Origin of the sequence: Xanthomonas bonasiae, assembly GCF_017163705.1 — a bacterium.
Classification (GTDB): Bacteria; Pseudomonadota; Gammaproteobacteria; order Xanthomonadales; family Xanthomonadaceae; genus Xanthomonas_A; species Xanthomonas_A bonasiae.
The window spans coordinates 39,083-55,966 of record NZ_JAFIWB010000005.1; the positions used below are offsets into that span (position 1 = coordinate 39,083).

Annotated in this window: 15 protein-coding genes; 12 read left to right on the forward strand and 3 right to left on the reverse strand. The window is 70.6% G+C overall.

The annotated features are described in order from the left end of the window. Positions 1–2 precede the first annotated feature (2 nt). From JR064_RS07105 to JR064_RS07125, 5 genes are all read left to right on the forward strand, one after another. Entirely contained in the window at positions 3–422 is a 420-nt protein-coding gene (locus JR064_RS07105; RefSeq protein WP_179571152.1) for a hotdog fold thioesterase, read from the forward strand. Positions 423–498: 76 nt separating this feature from the next. Continuing rightward, the gene (locus tag JR064_RS07110) at positions 499–1,293 is read left to right on the forward strand and encodes a lysophospholipid acyltransferase family protein (protein ID WP_206229257.1); all 795 of its coding nucleotides are present in this window, start codon (positions 499–501) and stop codon (positions 1,291–1,293) included. 71 nt (positions 1,294–1,364) lie between these two features. Beyond that, positions 1,365–2,357, forward strand: coding sequence for a YheT family hydrolase (locus JR064_RS07115; protein ID WP_206229370.1), 993 nt, complete (start codon positions 1,365–1,367; stop codon positions 2,355–2,357). Between the two features lie 244 nt (positions 2,358–2,601). After that, positions 2,602–4,674, forward strand: coding sequence for a tetratricopeptide repeat protein (locus tag JR064_RS07120; protein WP_179571150.1), 2,073 nt, complete (start codon positions 2,602–2,604; stop codon positions 4,672–4,674). Between the two features lie 22 nt (positions 4,675–4,696). Beyond that, positions 4,697–5,308 carry a YbhB/YbcL family Raf kinase inhibitor-like protein gene (locus JR064_RS07125; protein ID WP_179571149.1) on the forward strand — a complete coding sequence of 204 codons (612 nt, stop codon included), beginning with the start codon at positions 4,697–4,699 and terminating at the stop codon, positions 5,306–5,308. 484 nt (positions 5,309–5,792) lie between these two features. Here JR064_RS07125 and JR064_RS07130 read toward each other — a convergent pair whose 3' ends face one another. Continuing rightward, the gene (locus JR064_RS07130) at positions 5,793–6,584 is read right to left on the reverse strand and encodes an undecaprenyl-diphosphate phosphatase (protein WP_179571148.1); all 792 of its coding nucleotides are present in this window, start codon (positions 6,582–6,584) and stop codon (positions 5,793–5,795) included. Between the two features lie 221 nt (positions 6,585–6,805). Between JR064_RS07130 and glnA the strand changes: the two genes are divergently transcribed. From glnA to JR064_RS07165, 7 genes are all read left to right on the forward strand, one after another. Next, on the forward strand, positions 6,806–8,215 hold the full coding sequence (gene glnA, locus JR064_RS07135) for a type I glutamate--ammonia ligase (protein ID WP_003480122.1): 1,410 nt from the start codon (positions 6,806–6,808) through the stop codon (positions 8,213–8,215). 327 nt (positions 8,216–8,542) lie between these two features. Next, positions 8,543–8,881 carry a P-II family nitrogen regulator gene (locus JR064_RS07140; protein ID WP_039009092.1) on the forward strand — a complete coding sequence of 113 codons (339 nt, stop codon included), beginning with the start codon at positions 8,543–8,545 and terminating at the stop codon, positions 8,879–8,881. Between the two features lie 19 nt (positions 8,882–8,900). Continuing rightward, complete coding sequence (amt, locus tag JR064_RS07145) at positions 8,901–10,340, forward strand: ammonium transporter (RefSeq protein ID WP_179571147.1); 1,440 nt, start codon at positions 8,901–8,903, stop codon at positions 10,338–10,340. Positions 10,341–10,680: 340 nt separating this feature from the next. Then, on the forward strand, positions 10,681–11,718 hold the full coding sequence (locus JR064_RS07150) for a two-component system sensor histidine kinase NtrB (protein WP_179571146.1): 1,038 nt from the start codon (positions 10,681–10,683) through the stop codon (positions 11,716–11,718). Positions 11,719–11,728: 10 nt separating this feature from the next. Continuing rightward, complete coding sequence (gene ntrC, locus JR064_RS07155) at positions 11,729–13,153, forward strand: nitrogen regulation protein NR(I) (RefSeq protein ID WP_206229258.1); 1,425 nt, start codon at positions 11,729–11,731, stop codon at positions 13,151–13,153. 267 nt (positions 13,154–13,420) lie between these two features. Continuing rightward, the gene (locus JR064_RS07160) at positions 13,421–14,002 is read left to right on the forward strand and encodes a superoxide dismutase family protein (RefSeq protein ID WP_179571144.1); all 582 of its coding nucleotides are present in this window, start codon (positions 13,421–13,423) and stop codon (positions 14,000–14,002) included. A gap of 69 nt (positions 14,003–14,071) precedes the next feature. After that, positions 14,072–14,707: a superoxide dismutase family protein gene (locus JR064_RS07165; protein ID WP_206229259.1), complete on the forward strand. Its 636-nt coding sequence runs from the start codon at positions 14,072–14,074 to the stop codon at positions 14,705–14,707. A 105-nt stretch (positions 14,708–14,812) separates the two neighbouring features. Here the strand turns inward: JR064_RS07165 and JR064_RS07170 are convergent, their stop codons facing one another. Together JR064_RS07170 and JR064_RS07175 are read right to left on the reverse strand one after the other, a co-directional pair. Then, complete coding sequence (locus tag JR064_RS07170; protein WP_191826615.1) at positions 14,813–15,835, reverse strand: energy transducer TonB; 1,023 nt, start codon at positions 15,833–15,835, stop codon at positions 14,813–14,815. A 105-nt stretch (positions 15,836–15,940) separates the two neighbouring features. Further along, on the reverse strand, positions 15,941–16,828 hold the full coding sequence (locus JR064_RS07175; RefSeq protein WP_206229260.1) for a hypothetical protein: 888 nt from the start codon (positions 16,826–16,828) through the stop codon (positions 15,941–15,943). Between the last annotated feature and the right edge of the window lie 56 nt (positions 16,829–16,884).

The window sequence follows — 16,884 nt, forward strand, 5'->3', positions numbered from 1 at the left end:
ACATGACCTTCCGCGACCCTGTCGATCTCGATGCCCTCAACGCCGCCGCCCGCGACACCCTGATCGCGCACCTGGGCATCGTCTTTACCGAGGCCGGGCCGGACTGGCTGCGCGCGACGATGCCGGTCGATGCGCGCACGCTGCAGCCGTACGGACTGCTGCACGGCGGCGCCTCGGTGGTGCTGGCCGAAACCCTGGGCAGCAGCGCCGGCAACCTGTGCGTGGCGCCGGACCGGATCTGCGTGGGCCTGGAGATCAACGCCAACCACTTGCGCGCGGCCCGCGCCGGCACGGTCACCGGCACCGCGCGGCCGCTGCACGTGGGCCGCGCCACCCAGGTCTGGGAGATCCGCATCGAGGACGCGGCCGGCAAGCCGGTCTGCGTGTCGCGGCTGACCCTGGCGGTGATCGCACGCAATTAGCGTGCACTCAGCCGTAACCGTCTTCATGCTGACACAATAGGGTGCTTCCCTCCCGGCTTCCGGTACCCTGACCAGAATGAGCGAGTTCTCCTCAACCGCCACGCACCATCACGGTGGGGCGCTGCGCTGGGTCCGTTACGGCTACCGCGTTCCGCTGCTGGCGTTGCACGTGTTCGTGTCGTTGCCGTTCCTGCTGGCGTGCATGGCGCTGTCGCCCGGCCGCGCCGGCGTCGAATCGTTCGGCGACCGCGTGGTGTGCTGGTGGTCGACCTGGTTGCTGCGCATCTTCGGCCTGCGCGTGCGCCGGGTCGGCACGCCGTTGCCCAATCCGGTGCTGTTCGTGGCCAACCACGTCAGCTGGATCGACATCGTGATGCTGCACAGCCAGCGCATGATGGGCTTCGTCGCCAAGCGCGAGATCGCCGGCTGGCCGCTGGTCGGCTGGCTGGCCACGCGCGGGCAGACCATCTTCCACCAGCGCGGCAACACCGAATCGCTGGGCGGGGTGCTGCAGGCGATGCTGGAACGGCTGCGCTCGGGGCGCTCGGTCGGCGTGTTCCCGGAAGGGCGCACCCGCGGCGGCCACGATGTCGGCCCGTTCCACGCGCGCATCTTCCAGGCCGCGGTGGAGGCCGAGGTGGCGGTGCAGCCGGTAGCGGTGCGCTACGGCGCCGGCGGTTCGGCGCAGACGGTCATCGCGTTCGGCCCGCACGAGAGCTTCTTTGCCAATTTCCTGCGCCTGCTGGGCGAGCCGGGCCGGGTGGCCGAGGTGCACTTCCTGGAACCGATCCGGCTGCAGGACGTGGAAGGGCGCCGGCGCATCGCCGAGATCTCGCGCGCGCGCATCGTCGCGGCGATGGCGCAACGCTGAACCATGGAACACTGCGGTCCGGGCGATTTGACCTATTGCTCCAATCGCCCGGCGCAAGCTCGCTGCCGATGATGAATGCCGCCGACTACCTCCCCCCGCGTTGGCTGCGCAACCCGCACCTGCAATCGGTGCTGGGCTCCAGCGCGCTGCGCGTGCGCCGCGGCGAACAGCTGCTCGCCGCCAGCGGCGCGACCACCACCTCGCACATCCTCGACGGCGGCGACGGCGTACGCCTGCAGGGCTGGCTGAGCGTGCCGGCCGGCGTTGCCGAGCCGCGCGGCACCGTGTTGCTGCTGCACGGTTGGGAAGGCAGCGCCGACTCCAGCTACATGCGCCTGACCGCGGCGCAACTGCTGGCGCGCGGCTACCAGGTGTTCCGGCTCAACTTCCGCGACCACGGCGGGACCCACCACCTCAACGTGGACCTGTTCCACTCCGAGCGCCTGGACGAAGTGGTCAACGCCGCCGGCGACCTGTGGCGGCGTTTTCCGGCGCCGACCCTGCTGGCCGCCGGCTATTCGCTGGGCGGCAATTTCGCGTTGCGCCTGGCGCTGCGCGCCCCCGACGCCGGCCTGCCGCTGCAGCACGTGGCGGCGGTGTGCCCGCTGCTGGATCCGGCCACCACCATGCATCGGATCGAGCATGGCCCGCAGTTCTACGACTGGTATTTCCGCCGCAAGTGGCGCGAATCGCTGCTGCGCAAGCGCGAGCTGTTCCCCGACCGGCACGGCTACGACGACGCCACCCTGGCGCTGGACATGCGCGAGCTGATGGGTTGGCTGGCGCAGCGCCATGCCGGCTTCGCCAGCCTGGATGCCTATTTCGAAAGCTATTCGATCGCCGGCGAGCGCTTGCGCAACCTGAGCGTGCCGGCCGACATCCTGATGGCCGAGGACGACCCGGTGATCCCGCTGGACGATTTCCGCAACCTGCGCCTGCCGGACCTGGCGCGGCTGGAAATCGCGCGCTGGGGCGGGCACTGCGGCTTCATCGAGAATGCGCGCGGCGACGGGTTCGCCGAGCGCTGGGTGGCCGAACGCCTGACCGACGGCCTGCCTGCCTGAGCTAGGGTCTGTCGCCGGTTGCAGGGCGGGTCGCGCCGTGCGTGGCCCTGCCGGTGGGACCTGGCAGACCGCCAGCCGGCACCGCGTCGCTTGACCCGACCGGCGTTGCGCCACGCAGCACCGACCGACGGCCTGCCAGACCCAGCGCGGCCTGCGCGCGAATCGGTGACGCGCCCAGCGCGCTCAGGCGCAGGCCGGCCGGGCGCTCCCGTTACAATGCCGGTTTGCCCAGAGCCGGACCCTCATGCAAGAGCAAATTCTCGACGCCCTGCGCCGCCAGGCCAACGCCGACGCGCTGCGCATCGCCCAGGCCTGGGTGGCCGACGCCGCCGCCGACGCGCAGGCGCACCGCTGGCTGGCGCTGGCGCAGCAGCAGAACGGCGACACCGCCGCCGCGCTGGTCAGCATCGACCAGGCCATCGCGCTGGCGCCGGAAGACGCCGGCCTGCACCTGCTGCGCGCCGGCATGCTGCTCAGCGCCAACGACCTGGCCCAGGCCGAGGACGCACTGGCCCGCACCGCCGCGCTGGATCCCAACCAGTTCCTGGCCTACGTGATGCGCGCTCATCTGGCGCTGGGCCGCGGCGATCTGGACGAAGTGGAGCGGCTCAGCCGCACCGCCGCGCGGCTGGATCCGGAACATCCGCAACTGCTGGGCCTGGACGGCATGCTGGCGCTGCGCCGCGGCGATGCCGACCGCGCGCTGGCGCTGCTGTCGCGCGCCAGCAAGGCGCTGCCCGACGATCCGCGCTTGCTGTACGCGCTCGGTTTCGCCTACCTGGACAAGCAGCACCTGGCATTCGCCGAGACCGCGTTCCGCCGCGTCGCCACGCTGACCCGCGGCACCAGCGCGCTGATGGCGCTGGTCGCGCAGCTGGCGTACCGCCAGGGCCGCCTCGACGACGCCATCGCCGCGCTGGACGCGGTGCTGGCCGATCCGGTCAGCGACACCGCCGGCATGCGCCGGCTGGCCGGCGAATACGCCTTGCAGGCCGGGCGCCCGGCCGATGCGCTGGAGCACCTGCGGCGCGCACTGGGCGCCGCCCCGGCCGACCGCCGCACCCTGCATGCGGCGTTGATCGCCTGGCAGCGGCTGGGCGCGGTCGAGGATGCCCGCGCCACCCTGGAAGCGGCGCTGGCCACCACCACCGATGCGCACGACCTGTGGCTGGCGCGGCTGGCGCTGGAGCCGGTCGGCGGCGCCGAGGCGCGCGCGCTGATCGCGCGCTGGCAGGCGGCGATGCCGGGCCACGTGCCGGCATTGGAAGCGCAGCTGCGGGTGCACGACATGGCCGGCGAACGCGATCAGGGCGAGGCCGTGGCGCAGCGCATCGTGGCCCTGGAGCCGGGCCGCATCAGCGGCGAGGAGCGCCTGGTCGAAGCGCTGCTGGAGCGTGGCGAGCACGACGCCGCCATCGCCCACGTGCGTGGCCTGATGCAGCGCATGCCCGAGAACGAGCAGACCACGCTGCGGCCGTGGCTGGCCGCGGTGCAGGACCGCGCCGGGCACTCGGCCGAGGCGCTGGCGACCTGGCTGGCGTTCCAGCAGGAACAGCTGCCGCATCGCCTGCCGCTGCCGCCGCTGGGCCAGGCCACGACGGCGTGGCCGGCGTTGGCCGAGATCGATCCGCAACAGCCTGCGCGGCCGCTGTTCGTATGGGGCGCGCCGGGCAGCGGCGTGGAGCGGGTGATCGCGGTGATGGACGCGACCAGCCAGGTACTGCGCAGCGACCGCTTCGGCGTGCAGCCGCCCACCGACGGCTTCCAGCGCTACCGCACCGTCCCCGAGCTCGACAGCGGCGAACTCGACGGCGCGGCGCTGATCGCCGAGTGGCGCGCGCAGCTGCCGGCACGCGGCATCGACGACGGCAACATCGTCGACTGGCTGCTGTGGTGGGACAACGCGCTGCTGCGCGCGCTGCGCCCGCAGCTGCCGGAAGGGCGGCTGCTGATCGCGCTGCGCGACCCGCGCGACATGCTGCTGGACTGGCTGGCCAACGGCGCCCCGGCGCCGCTCGGCCTGGCCACCCCGGAGACCGGCGCGCGCTGGCTGGCGGCGGTGCTGACCCAGGTCGCCGACTTGCACGAGCAGGACCTGTATCCGCACCGCCTGCTGCGCCTGGACGGCATCGAGGCCGATCCGGCCGGGGTGGCCGCGGCGCTGCAACAGGCCTTCGGCATTCCGTTCCCGAGCGTGCCCACGATCGGTCCGCCGCGCCTGCCGTCCGGCCACTGGCGCGCCTACGCCGCGCCGCTGGCGGCCGCGTTCGCGCTGCTCACGCCGGTGGCCGTGCGCCTCGGCTACGCCGAAACCTGATTCCCCCCACAGGAGTTTTCGCATGCGTCTTCGCAGTGACAGCATCCAGCCCGGCCAGCCGATCGCCGCGACCTACGCGATGGGCCAGGCCGACGGCTTCGCCGCCAATCGCAATCCGCACCTGGCCTGGGACGACGTCCCGGCCGGCACCGCGGCGTTCGCGCTGCTGTGCATCGATCCGGACGTACCGACCGTGGCCGAGATGGTCGGCCGCGAGGACGTGCAGATCCCGGTCGAGCAGCCACGCACCAATTTCGTGCATTGGGCTGCCGTTGATCTTCCGGCCGACCTGCGCGAGATCGCCGAAGGCAGCGCCAGCGACGGCGTCGTGGCCAAGGGCAAGCGGCAACCGCCCGGCCTGCCTGGCGCGCGGCAGGGTTTGAACAGCTATACCGACTGGTTCGCCGGCGACGCGCAGATGGGCGGCGACTACTACGGCTACGACGGCCCGTACCCGCCGGCCAACGACCTGCGCCTGCACCGCTACTTCTTCCGCCTGTTCGCGCTGGACGTGGCCACGCTGGACCTGCCGGCGCGCTTCACCGCCGCCGACGCGCTGCGCGCGATGCAAGGCCATGTGCTGGCCGAGGCCAGCCTCCATGGCACGTACAGCCTGAATCCCAAGCTTGCCTGAAGCCCCTCTCCCGCCGGGAGAGGGGTTGGGGTGAGGGTCCGGCGCGAAGCGTCTCGTGGTGTTGGGGTACGCGAGGCTGCGCCCGCACCCTCATCCGGCCCTGCGGGCCACCTTCTCCCGAGGGGAGAAGGAACAGCCGCTAGCCCCTCTCCCCTCGGGAGAGGGGTTGGGGTGAGGGTACGGCGCGAAGCGACTCGCGGAGTTGGGTGCGCGAGGCTTCGCCCGTACCCTCATCCGGCCCTGCGGGGCACCTTCTCCCGACGGGAGAAGGGAACAGCCGCTAGCCCCTCTCCCGTCGGGAGAGGGGTTGGGGTGAGGGTCCGGCGCGAAAGCGACTCGCGGAGTTGGGTGCGCGAGGCTGCGCCCGTACCCTCATCCGGCCCTGCGGGCCACCTTCTCCCGACGGGAGAAGGGAGCAGCCGCTAGCCCCTCTCCCCTCGGGAGAGGGGTTGGGGTGAGGGTACGGCCGCCAGCCAACCAGCCCTCAGGCCGCCGGCAGCCACAGCAACAGCGCCGCACCGAGCACGATGCGGTACACCGCGAACGCAGTGAAGCGGTGCGACTTGATGTAGCCCAGCAGCCACTTCACCACGATGAAGCCGGTCACTACCGCGGCGGCGAAGGCGACGGCCACGTCGCCCCAATCCTCGCTGCCCACCGCGCCGTTCTTGTACAGCTCCAGGAACGAATAGCCGCTGGCCGCGAACATGGTCGGGATGCCGACCAGGAACGCGAAATCGGCCGCGGCCGAGCGCTTGCTCAGGCCCAGCAGCATCGCCAGGAAGATCGTCGCGGCCGAGCGCGAGGTGCCGGGAAACACGCCGGCCACCACCTGCGCCAGGCCCACCGCGATGGCCACCTTCCAGGTCACCAGCTCGCGCTCGGGCATGCGCGCGGCGAAATGCTCGGCCACCAGCATCCACACGCCGCCGATCACCAAGGCCCAGGCCACCGGCTGCACCGTTTCCGGCAGCTGCCAGCCGGCCTTGCGCACCGCCAGGCCGACCACCGCGGTGACCAGGAACGCGGTGCCCAGCTTGAGCACGTAGTCGCGGTTGGCGCGGTCGCCCAGCCCGGTGGCCAGCGTCCATAGCTTCTGCCGGAACACCAGGGTGGTGGCCAGGATCGCGCCGGCCTGGATCACGATGTTGAAGAAGTCCGAGCGGCGGCCGAGCCATTGCTCGGCGATCAGCAGGTGGCCGGTGCTGGAGACCGGCAGGAATTCGGTCAGGCCTTCGAGGATGCCCAGCAGCAGGGCGGAGAACATGTCGCTCATGGGGGAGGGTTCGGCTTGTGGGGGAGGAAAGCCGGGCAAGGATAAAACATTGCCTCGAGCACCATTTTGGTGCTCTAAATCGTCATCGAACTATTTTGGTGCATGGATTTCGCCCCGTTGGCGTGCTCCCTTCACCAAAATCAAGGACTTGTGAACCGGTCACAGTTGGCACGGCGATTGCTCTTACTGGGCAAGTCATTCACCAACCCGAGGTTTCATCGATGTCTGCGGAAAATATTGAGAAGCTGGTCAAGGACAACAAGGTCGAGTTCGTCGACCTGCGGTTCGTCGATATGCGCGGCGTGCAGCAGCACGTGACCTTCCCCGTGAGCATCATCGAGCCGGCGCTGTTCGAAGAGGGCAAGATGTTCGACGGCAGCTCGATCTCGGGTTGGAAGGGCATCAACGAGTCGGACATGGTCCTGCTGCCCGACGCCGACACCGCGTTCATCGATCCGTTCATGGCCGACCCGACCCTGGTCCTGACCTGCGACATCCTCGACCCGGCCACCATGCAGAGCTACGACCGCGACCCGCGCGGCGTGGCCAAGCGCGCCGAGGCCTACCTGAAGTCCAGCGGCATCGCCGACCAGGCGTTCTTCGGCCCGGAGCCGGAATTCTTCATCTTCGACGGCGTGCGCTTCGGCAACGAGATGGGCCACACCTTCTTCAAGATCGATTCGGAAGAAGCGGCGTGGAGCAGCGGCAGCAAGATCGAAGGCGGCAACAGCGGCTACCGTCCGGCGGTCAAGGGCGGCTACTTCCCGGTGCCGCCGACCGACTCGCTGCAGGACCTGCGCGCCGAAATGTGCAAGACCCTGGAGCAGGTCGGCATCGAGGTCGAGGTGCACCACCACGAAGTGGCCACCGCCGGCCAGTGCGAGATCGGCACCAAGTTCAACTCGCTGGTGAAGAAGGCCGACGAGCTGATGATGATGAAGTACATCATCAAGAACGTCGCCTACCGCAACGGCAAGACCGCGACCTTCATGCCCAAGCCGATCGTCGGCGACAACGGCTCGGGCATGCACGTGCACCAGTCGCTGGCCAAGGGCGGCACCAACCTGTTCTCCGGCGACGGCTACGGCGGCCTGTCGCAGATGGCGCTGTGGTACATCGGCGGCATCTTCAAGCACGCCAAGGCGATCAACGCCTTCACCAACTCCGGTACCAACAGCTACAAGCGCCTGGTCCCGGGCTTCGAGGCGCCGGTGATGCTGGCCTACTCGGCGCGCAACCGCTCGGCCTCGTGCCGCATTCCGTGGGTGTCCAACCCGAAGGCGCGCCGCATCGAGATCCGTTTCCCGGATCCGCTGCAGTCCGGCTACCTGACCTTCGCCGCGCTGATGATGGCCGGTCTGGACGGCATCAAGAACCAGATCGACCCGGGCGCGCCCAGCGACAAGGACCTGTACGACCTGCCGCCGGAAGAAGAGAAGAAGATCCCGCAGGTGTGCTCCAGCCTCGACCAGGCGCTGGAAGCGCTCGACGCCGACCGCGAGTTCCTCAAGGCCGGCGGCGTGTTCAGCGACGACTTCATCGACGGCTACATCGCGCTGAAGATGCAGGAAGTGACCAAGTTCCGCGCCGCAACGCACCCGCTGGAATACCAGCTGTACTACGCCAACTGAGTTCCACGCGCGGCGATGGCGAAGGTTACCCCTCCCTCCTTCGTCATCGCCGCCACCTACTCGGCTGGGGAGCCGTGCCGGTGGTCCGCGCCCGAATCAGTCGCAACAGCCGGTTTTCCAGGGGATGCACCACGAAAGACAGCGCTTGCGTGCCGTGGGCCACGCTCCCTCCCACGTCGCCGTTGCCGTCGCACTGCCGTGCGCCGCGCCACGGCGTGATCCGCGGGACGCACCGCGCAGCAGGACGGCGCCGTTCGCGGCGCCGATGATATGCAAACCGCCGGCCGGCGTTCGGCGGCCGGCTCCTTCCACCAACGGGGTATGCGCATGAAACTGATCACCGCCATCATCCGGCCATTCAAGCTCGACGAGGTCCGCGAGGCCTTGTCGCAGGCAGGCGTGTCCGGCATCACCGTCACCGAGGTCAAGGGCTTCGGCCGGCAGAAAGGCCACACCGAGCTATACCGCGGTGCCGAGTACGTCGTCGACTTCCTGCCCAAGATCAAGATCGAGACCGTGGTGACCGACGAGCGTCTGGAGGCCGTGGTCGAGGCGATCCAGACCGCGGCCGGGACCGGCAAGATCGGCGACGGCAAGATCTTCGTCACCGCGATCGAACAGGTCATCCGGATCCGCACCGGCGAGATCGGCGCAGATGCGCTCTAACCCCACCCTGGAGCCCCTCATGAAGACAGGTCTTTTCTCCGGGTGGAAGGCCCGGTTCTACGCGGTATGCATGCTGATGCTGGTCAGCGCGATGGCGATGGGCGTGCCGGGCACGGCCTTCGCCCAGGCCGAAGTGACCCCGGCGCCGACGCCGGACGTGGTCACCGAACAACTGACGCCGCCGGCGCCGCCGGCCGCCGCCGCCGCGCCCGAAGCCGCCGCGCCGGTGGTGGACAAGGGCGACGTCGCCTGGATGCTGACCTCCACGCTGCTGGTGCTGCTGATGGTGGTGCCGGGGCTGGCGCTGTTCTACGGCGGCATGGTGCGCTCCAAGAACGTGCTGTCGGTGCTGATCCAGGTCGGCGTGGTGTTCTCGCTGATCGCGGTCCTGTGGGTGCTGTACGGCTACAGCCTGGCCTTCGCCGATGGCGGCCCGTTCGTCGGCACGCTCAACAAGGCGCTGCTGCACGGCGTGGATACCACCACGCTGGCCGATACCTTCTCCAAGGGCTTCAAACTGCCGGAATACGTGTTCGTCGCCTTCCAGCTGACCTTCGCCGGCATCACCGGCGCGCTGATCGTCGGCGCCTTCGCCGAACGCGTGAAGTTCGCCGCGGTGCTGCTGTTCGTCGTCATCTGGTTCACCTTCGGCTACCTGCCGCTGGCGCACATGGTGTGGGCGGCGCCGGGCTTCCTGTTCACCAAGGGCGCGCTGGACTTCGCCGGCGGCACCGTGGTGCACATCAATGCCGGTATCGCCGGTCTGGTCGGTTCCTACTTCGTCGGCAAGCGCCTGGGCTTCGGCCAGACCGCGCTCAAGCCGCACAACGTGACCCTGACCTTCGTCGGCGCCTCGCTGCTGTGGGTGGGCTGGTTCGGCTTCAACGCCGGTTCGGCGCTGGAAGCCAACGCCACTGCGGCACTGGCCTTCCTCAACACGCTGCTGGCCACCGCCGCCGCGGTGCTGGCCTGGTCGCTGGTCGAGAAGCTGGTCAAGGGCAAGTCCTCGGCGCTGGGCGTGGCCTCGGGCATGGTCGCCGGCCTGGTCGGCATCACCCCGGCTGCCGGCACCGTCGGCCCGTTCGGCGCGATCGCCATCGGCGTGGCCGCCGGCGCGATCTGCGTGTGGGGCGTGACCGGGCTGAAGAAGCTGCTCAACGCCGACGACACGCTGGACGTGTTCGGCGTGCACGGCGTCGGCGGCATCGTCGGTGCGATCCTGACCGGCGTGTTCACCGACAAGGCACTGGGCGGCGCCGGCTATGCCGAAGGCGTGACCATGGGCCATCAGGTGCTGGTGCAGGCCACCGGCGTCGGCGTGACCGTGGTCTGGATCGGCGTGGTCTCGGTGGTCGGCTTCCTGGTCGCCAAGCTGGTGTTCGGCCTGCGGGTGTCGGAAGAAGCCGAGCGCGAGGGCCTGGACATCACCTCGCACGGCGAAGCCGCGTACGAGTCCTGAGCAAGACCGGCCCGCGACCTTGCGTCGCGGGCCGCTGCGGCAATCCCGCCTGCGGCCGGTATGCACCGGTCCTGGCGGTCAGTGGCCATCGCCGGCGCTCCATGGGGCGGAACGACGGCAGTTTTCTTAGCGATCTGAGGTATTCCCGCGTGGCCGCTAGCCTCGCCCGACCCCCACTCATTGGTTCCCCCGTTGCCCGCGGCGCCTCGTGCCCGCCGGCCGCGGTGGCTGCGACAGGCCGCGCCTCGGTGCCGGCCGACGTTGCCGGCAGGTTCCGGCAAATGGCCCGCCCGGCCAGGCGTTCAGCGCCTTCCGGCAGCCTTTGCACTACATTGGTGCAATGCAGATGACCTCGCCTCCGCCCCCGCTCGACGCGCTCGGCACCCCGGTGGTCTGGGCCGATGCCGACGGCCGCCTGCTCGGCGCCAATCCGGCCTTCGCGCGCTGGCTGGGCGTGAGCGTGCGGCGCCTGCTCGACCAGCCGCTGGCCTCGCTGGAAGTGCAGGGCGACGCGCTGGCGCGGTTCCTGCTCAACGACGAGCGCGACGTGCTGCGCCTGCACCGCATGGCCCTGGCCATTCCCGGCGAGACTCCGCGCTTTGCCGAGGGCTGGCTGTCGCGGATGGACAATGGCGGCTGGCTGCTGGAAGCGCACCCGGTCGACGAATTCCCCACCCCGGATCCGGCCCAGGCCTTGCCCAACGCGCTCGGCGCGGCGCTGAAGGGGCTGGCCCACGAATTGCGCAATCCGCTGGCCGGGCTCAAGGGCGCCGCGCAGTTGCTGGCGCGGCGCGCGCAGCATCGCGACGAGGACGAGCGCGAGCTGATCGACCTGATCGGCGCGGAGATCGAGCGCCTCAACAGTCTGCTCGACCAGTTGCTGTCGCCGGCGCCGGCGCGGCCGCACGCCATGCTCAACATCCACGCGGTGCTGGAGCGGGTGCTGCGCCTGGCCGAGAACGAGGGCGGCTGGTCGGTGCGCCTGCAGCGCGACTACGACCCCAGCATTCCCGAATTCCTCGGCGATGCCGACCGCCTGACCCAGGCGGTGTGGAACCTGGTCCGCAACGCGATCCAGGCCGGCGCCGCGCAGGTGACCCTGCGCACCCGCGTCGAGCATGCCCAGCGCATCCGCGACCGCGTGCATGCGCGCGGCGTGCGCCTGGAGATCGTCGACGACGGCCGTGGCGTGCCGGAGGAACTGGCCGAGCACCTGTTCCTGCCGCTGGTCAGCGGCCGTGCCGAGGGCAGCGGCCTGGGCCTGGCGCTGGCGCAGCAGGTGGCGCGCGAGCACGCCGGTTCGCTGACCTTCCGCTCCCGCCCCGGGCATACCGTTTTCACCCTGCTGCTGCCGCAGGCCGCAGCGGACCCCGAATAGGAGCATTCCGATGACCGAATCCCTGGAAGGATCGCAACGCATCTGGGTGGTCGACGACGACCGCTCGGTCCGCTTCGTGCTGTCCACCGCCCTGCGCGACGCCGGCTACAGCGTGGACGGCTTCGACAGCGCCGCCTCGGCGTTGCAGGCGCTGGCGCAGCGTCCGCTGCCGGACCTGCTGTTCACCGACGTGCGCATGCCCGGCGACGACGGCCTGGTGCTGCTGGACAAGCTCAAGGCCGCGCATCCGCAACTGCCGGTGATCGTGATGTCCGCCTACACCGACGTGGCCAGCACCGCCGGCGCGTTCCGCGGCGGCGCGCACGAATTCCTGTCCAAGCCGTTCGACCTGGACGACGCCGTGGCGCTGGCCGCGCGCGCGCTGCCGGAGGCCGGCGGCGTCGCCGAGGTCGCGCTGCCGATGTCCAGCCAGGGCAGCGCCGAACTGATCGGCGATACCCCGGCGATGCGCGCGCTGTTTCGCGCCATCGGCCGCCTGGCGCAGGCGCCGCTGTCGGTGTTGATCAACGGCGAGACCGGCACCGGCAAGGAACTGGTCGCGCACGCGCTGCACACCGAGTCGCCGCGCGCGCGCAAGCCGTTCGTCGCGCTCAACACCGCGGCGATCCCGGCCGAGCTGCTGGAAAGCGAACTGTTCGGCCACGAGGCCGGCGCCTTCACCGGCGCGCAGCGGCGCCACATCGGCCGCTTCGAACAGGCCGACGGCGGCACCCTGTTCCTGGACGAGATCGGCGACATGCCGCTGCCGCTGCAGACCCGGCTGCTGCGCGTGCTGGCCGAGAACGAATTCTTCCGCGTCGGCGGCCGCGAACTGATCCGGGTCGATGTGCGGGTGATCGCCGCGACCCACCAGGACCTGGAGGCGCTGGTCGAACAGGGCCGCTTCCGCGCCGACCTGCTGCATCGGCTGGACGTGGTGCGGCTGCAGCTGCCGCCGCTGCGCGAGCGCCGTGCCGACGTGCCGCAGCTGGCCGAGAACTTCCTGGCGATGGCCGCGCGCAAGCTCGACACCCCGCCCAAACGGCTGTCGCCGGCGGCGCTGGACGCATTGCGCGGCTACGCCTGGCCGGGCAACGTGCGCGAACTGGAGAACGTGTGCTGGCGGCTGGCCGCGCTGGCGCCGGCCGAGGTCATCGACGCGCACGACGTGGACGGCGCGCTGCTGCGCGGCAGCCGCCGCGAGCGCAGCGGCGAGGGCGGCGAATGGGATGCGCAGTTGTCGGCCTGGGCGCAGCAGCGCCTGACCGACGGCGCCGAGGGCCTGCACGCGGAAGCGCGCGACCGTTTCGACAAGGCGCTGCTGGAAGTGGCGCTGCGCTTCACCCAGGGCCGCCGTGCCGAAGCCGCTGCGCGCCTGGGCGTGGGCCGCAACACGGTCACCCGCAAGCTCGGCCCGGGCCGGCGCCGCCGCTGAGTGCGGCCGGGACCCGGGACTCGGGACCGGGGACCCGGAAAGCAACGGGCCTTGTCTGATTTCTCCGCAGACTTCGTAAGCAACCGCTGCGACGCTCTGCCGATTCCCGATTCCCGATTCCCGATTCCCGAATCCCGAATCCCGAATCCCGAATCCCGAATCCCGAACCGGCGCGCAGCGCCGGTTTAGACTTGCCCGCCGGGCGCAGCCTTCATGAGCTGTGAACGGCCACCCCTCTAGTTTTCGCTGCACAAGGAGCCAATGCCGATGCGTTACAGCTTGCATGCCATCGTGGGAAGCGCGTTGCTGATACTGGCCGGCTGCAGCAGTGCGCCGCCGGTAGCGCCACCACCGCCGCCGCCGAAAGCGCCGCCGATGCCCACCAGCGGCACCGCGCAGCAGGCGCAGGCGGTGCTCGCCCCGGCCTCCGGCAGCCTGGTCAGCGGCAAGCTGTCGCTGGTCGCCGCGCCCGGCGGCGTGCGCATCACCGGCACCCTCGGCGGTCTGCAGCCCAACCGCGCGTTCGCGTTCCACGTGCACGAGCGCGGCGATTGCAGTGCGGCCGACGCCAGCAGCGCCGGCGGCCACTTCAATCCGCTCGGCGGTCCGCATGGCCGCGCCGGCAGCGGTCCGCACCATGCCGGCGACATGGACAACCTCAGCGCCAACGCCGACGGCGTCGCCCAGGTCGATGTGCTGCTGCACGGCGTGGTGCTCGGCGGCGGCGCGGCCAACGACATCGCCGGGCGCGCGCTGGTCGCGCATGCAGATGCCGACGACTACCGCAGCCAGCCGGCCGGCAACGCCGGCGCGCGCGTGGCCTGCGGCGTGATCCGCGTGTTGCGCTAACCGATCATCCGCCCGGAGCGTGCTCCGCGGCGAACGTCCGCATTCCGCGGCCCCTCAAGGAGAACCACCATGCGTACGCTTCCCACCGTCCTGTTCCTGGCCACCACCCTCGCGCTCGGCGCCTGCAAGCGCGAAGCGCCTGCCGCAGCCGACGCCCCCGCCGCGGCGGCGACGCCGGCCGCCACCCCGGCACCGGCCGCAGAACCCGCGCCCGCCGCCACGCCCGCCCAGGCCGCCGCCAGCGCCGCGCTGAGCCCGACCCAGGGCAACCAGGTCGCCGGCGAGGTCAAGTTCGATACGGTCGATGGCGTCGTGCACGTCACCGGCACCATCACCGGGCTCAAGCCCAACAGCGAGCACGGCTTCCACATCCACGAGTTCGGCGATTGCAGCGCGCCCGACGGCAGCAGTGCCGGCGGCCACTTCAACCCGGCCAAGTCCGAGCACGGCCAGGTCAGTGCCGATCCGCACCACGGCGGCGACATGCCGAACCTGAAGGCCGACGCCGACGGCAAGGCCACGATCGACGCGCCGGTGTCCAACAACGTCAACATCGGCAAGGGCGACGGCTTCGACATCCTCAACCACGCGGTGATCGTCCACGCCGACCCGGACGACTACAAGACCCAGCCCACCGGCAACGCCGGCGGCCGCCTGGCCTGCGGCGTGATCAAGGGCAACGCGTTAGCGCCCGCGGCCCAGTAACGCGCCAGGCGGATGGCGCAGCGCCCGCTGCGCCGATGCAAATGCCTGCCACCGCGCTGCGCGGTGGCAGGCCCGATCCCTCCGACGCTGGATCGTTCAGCGCGATCAGCGGTCGCCACCGAGCAGTTTTTTGATCTGTGCGTCCAGACGTTGGCAGGTCGCCGCAGAGGCCTCGCACAGCCTGCCCGCCCGGACTCTTCGTGCCGGCGCAGTTGCGGACCCAGCGCCGCTGAAATCGGTGGACGTGGTGTAACGGACCACGGACGGCGCCAGCGGATGCGGAGGCAGGAACACGATCCAGTTCACGACCGCATAATCCTCCGATGCTTCAACCGCTTGCTTGGTGGATTGATACAGGTGCATGCCGGCGGGTGTCGCGGCGAGCGTCGTGGTCTTCAGCGAACGATCCTTCGGTAGCGCGTTCGCCGCTTCGGCCACGCTGCGGTAGGGCAGCGGCACGGCGTCCGCTTCCTGCGTATCGCGTCCCGGCGCCTGTGCGCGTGCCAAAGGGGCCCTAGCGGCAGGCGTATCCAGTTCGAATCGGACCGGCACTTCGATCCAGCCGTTTGCGGAAGCCGGTGTCGCGCAGGCGAAGCGCCATTTCCGCGCGGCCGCCAGCGCGGCCTGATCCAGGCTGGCGCTGCCGCTGCTGGCGACGAGGCGGACTTCGCTGTCGGCTCCCGTCGACTGCGGGCGCAGCGACACGTAGGCATCGCCTTGCTGCCTGGCGGCCTTGGCCGCTGCGGGATAGGTCGGTGGATTCCTGTTCTTCGAGGCGATGTCTAGCGAGCAGGCGGGCGCTGCGTAACGAATGGCCACCGGCGCGATCGGGCGCGCCTGATCCGGGCACCGGAACGTCCAGTGTTGCACGGCGCGACGGGCGGAGGCGTCCAACAATGCCTGGCCGGAGGAGGTGCGGATCCGCGTGTAGGAGGCGCGCCCATCCTTGCCTACCGTGACGTCGAGGGTGACCACGCCCGCGGACGTTGCATGCTGTGGGAACGGCGCAGGCCAGACGCGTTGCGACGCCGCATCCACCTGGCAGACCGCCGCCGGCGTGTCGGCCCAGGCGGGGATGCTCACACAGGCGCCGAGCGCGATCAGGATGCTGACGATGGATTGGCGCATTCGGGACGACCGGAGAGGGAGACGATGCGGCGTTCCCCTCCGCCACCCTGGAGAGTGGGGGAGTGCTACGTCCGCCGAGCCGATAGCGGCCGGCAACCGCGAAACCTAAGCCGCGGCCAATGCCTGGCTCGCGTCCTGCCCAGCCTCGCAATGCACGTACAGCACCGGCATGCCGTGCGCTTCCAGCACCGCGGCCAGCTGCCGCTGCCGGGCCAGGTAGTGTTCGTAGACCCGCTGCAGGCGCTCGCAGTCCTGGCGGTCGTGGGCGTAGTGCGCGCACCAGCTGGCCGGGTCGAACAAGGCCATGCGTACTTCGCCGCCGCGGTAGCGCAGCAGCGGCTCGGGCGGGCTGGCCAGCCATTCTTCCTGGTCCGGCGCCAGCAACGCGGTCTCGATCAGCGGCCACAGCGGCGCCAGGCCCTGGTTGTCGTACTGCATCGACATCATCGCGGCCAGGTCGTTGACCGTCAGATAGCGTGCGTGCTCGATCTGCGCGCCGAACGCCTGCTGCGCCAGCAGTGCGGTGTCCGGCTGCGCCATGCCCTGTGCCAGCAACACCTCTTCCAGCGCCTCGGCGACCGGTTGCAGCGTCTCGGCAGGGCCGCTGAGCAGGAACGGCACCACCCGCAGCGCGCCGCCGAGCAGGGCGGTGTCGGCCTGGAACGGCAGCGGCACGGCGCCGTCGGCATCGGCGCCGAACGCCAGCAGGCGCGGGCCGGCGTCGCGGCCGGGCGCGCGTGCGCGCAGCTCGTCCAGGCGCCGGTGCATCGGCCAGCCCGGGCGCAACACCTCGGCGGGGTCGAAATGCGCGCCGGCCAGGCTCAATTCCAGCTCGCGCACCGCCGGCACCAGTTGCGCCAGGTCGCGGCCGACCTTCTCGGCCAGCTCCGCGGCCAGGGCGTGCGGCAGCGCCGCGTGGGCCGGGGCGAGCCCGGCGGACAGTTCCAGGGCGATCACGCCGCGGGCATTCATGCTGGCAATGGCTTGGCTCATGGCTTGGCGGTTGGCCCGTCGCGGGCGCAAAGCTACACTCGCTTCATTATGCCTGC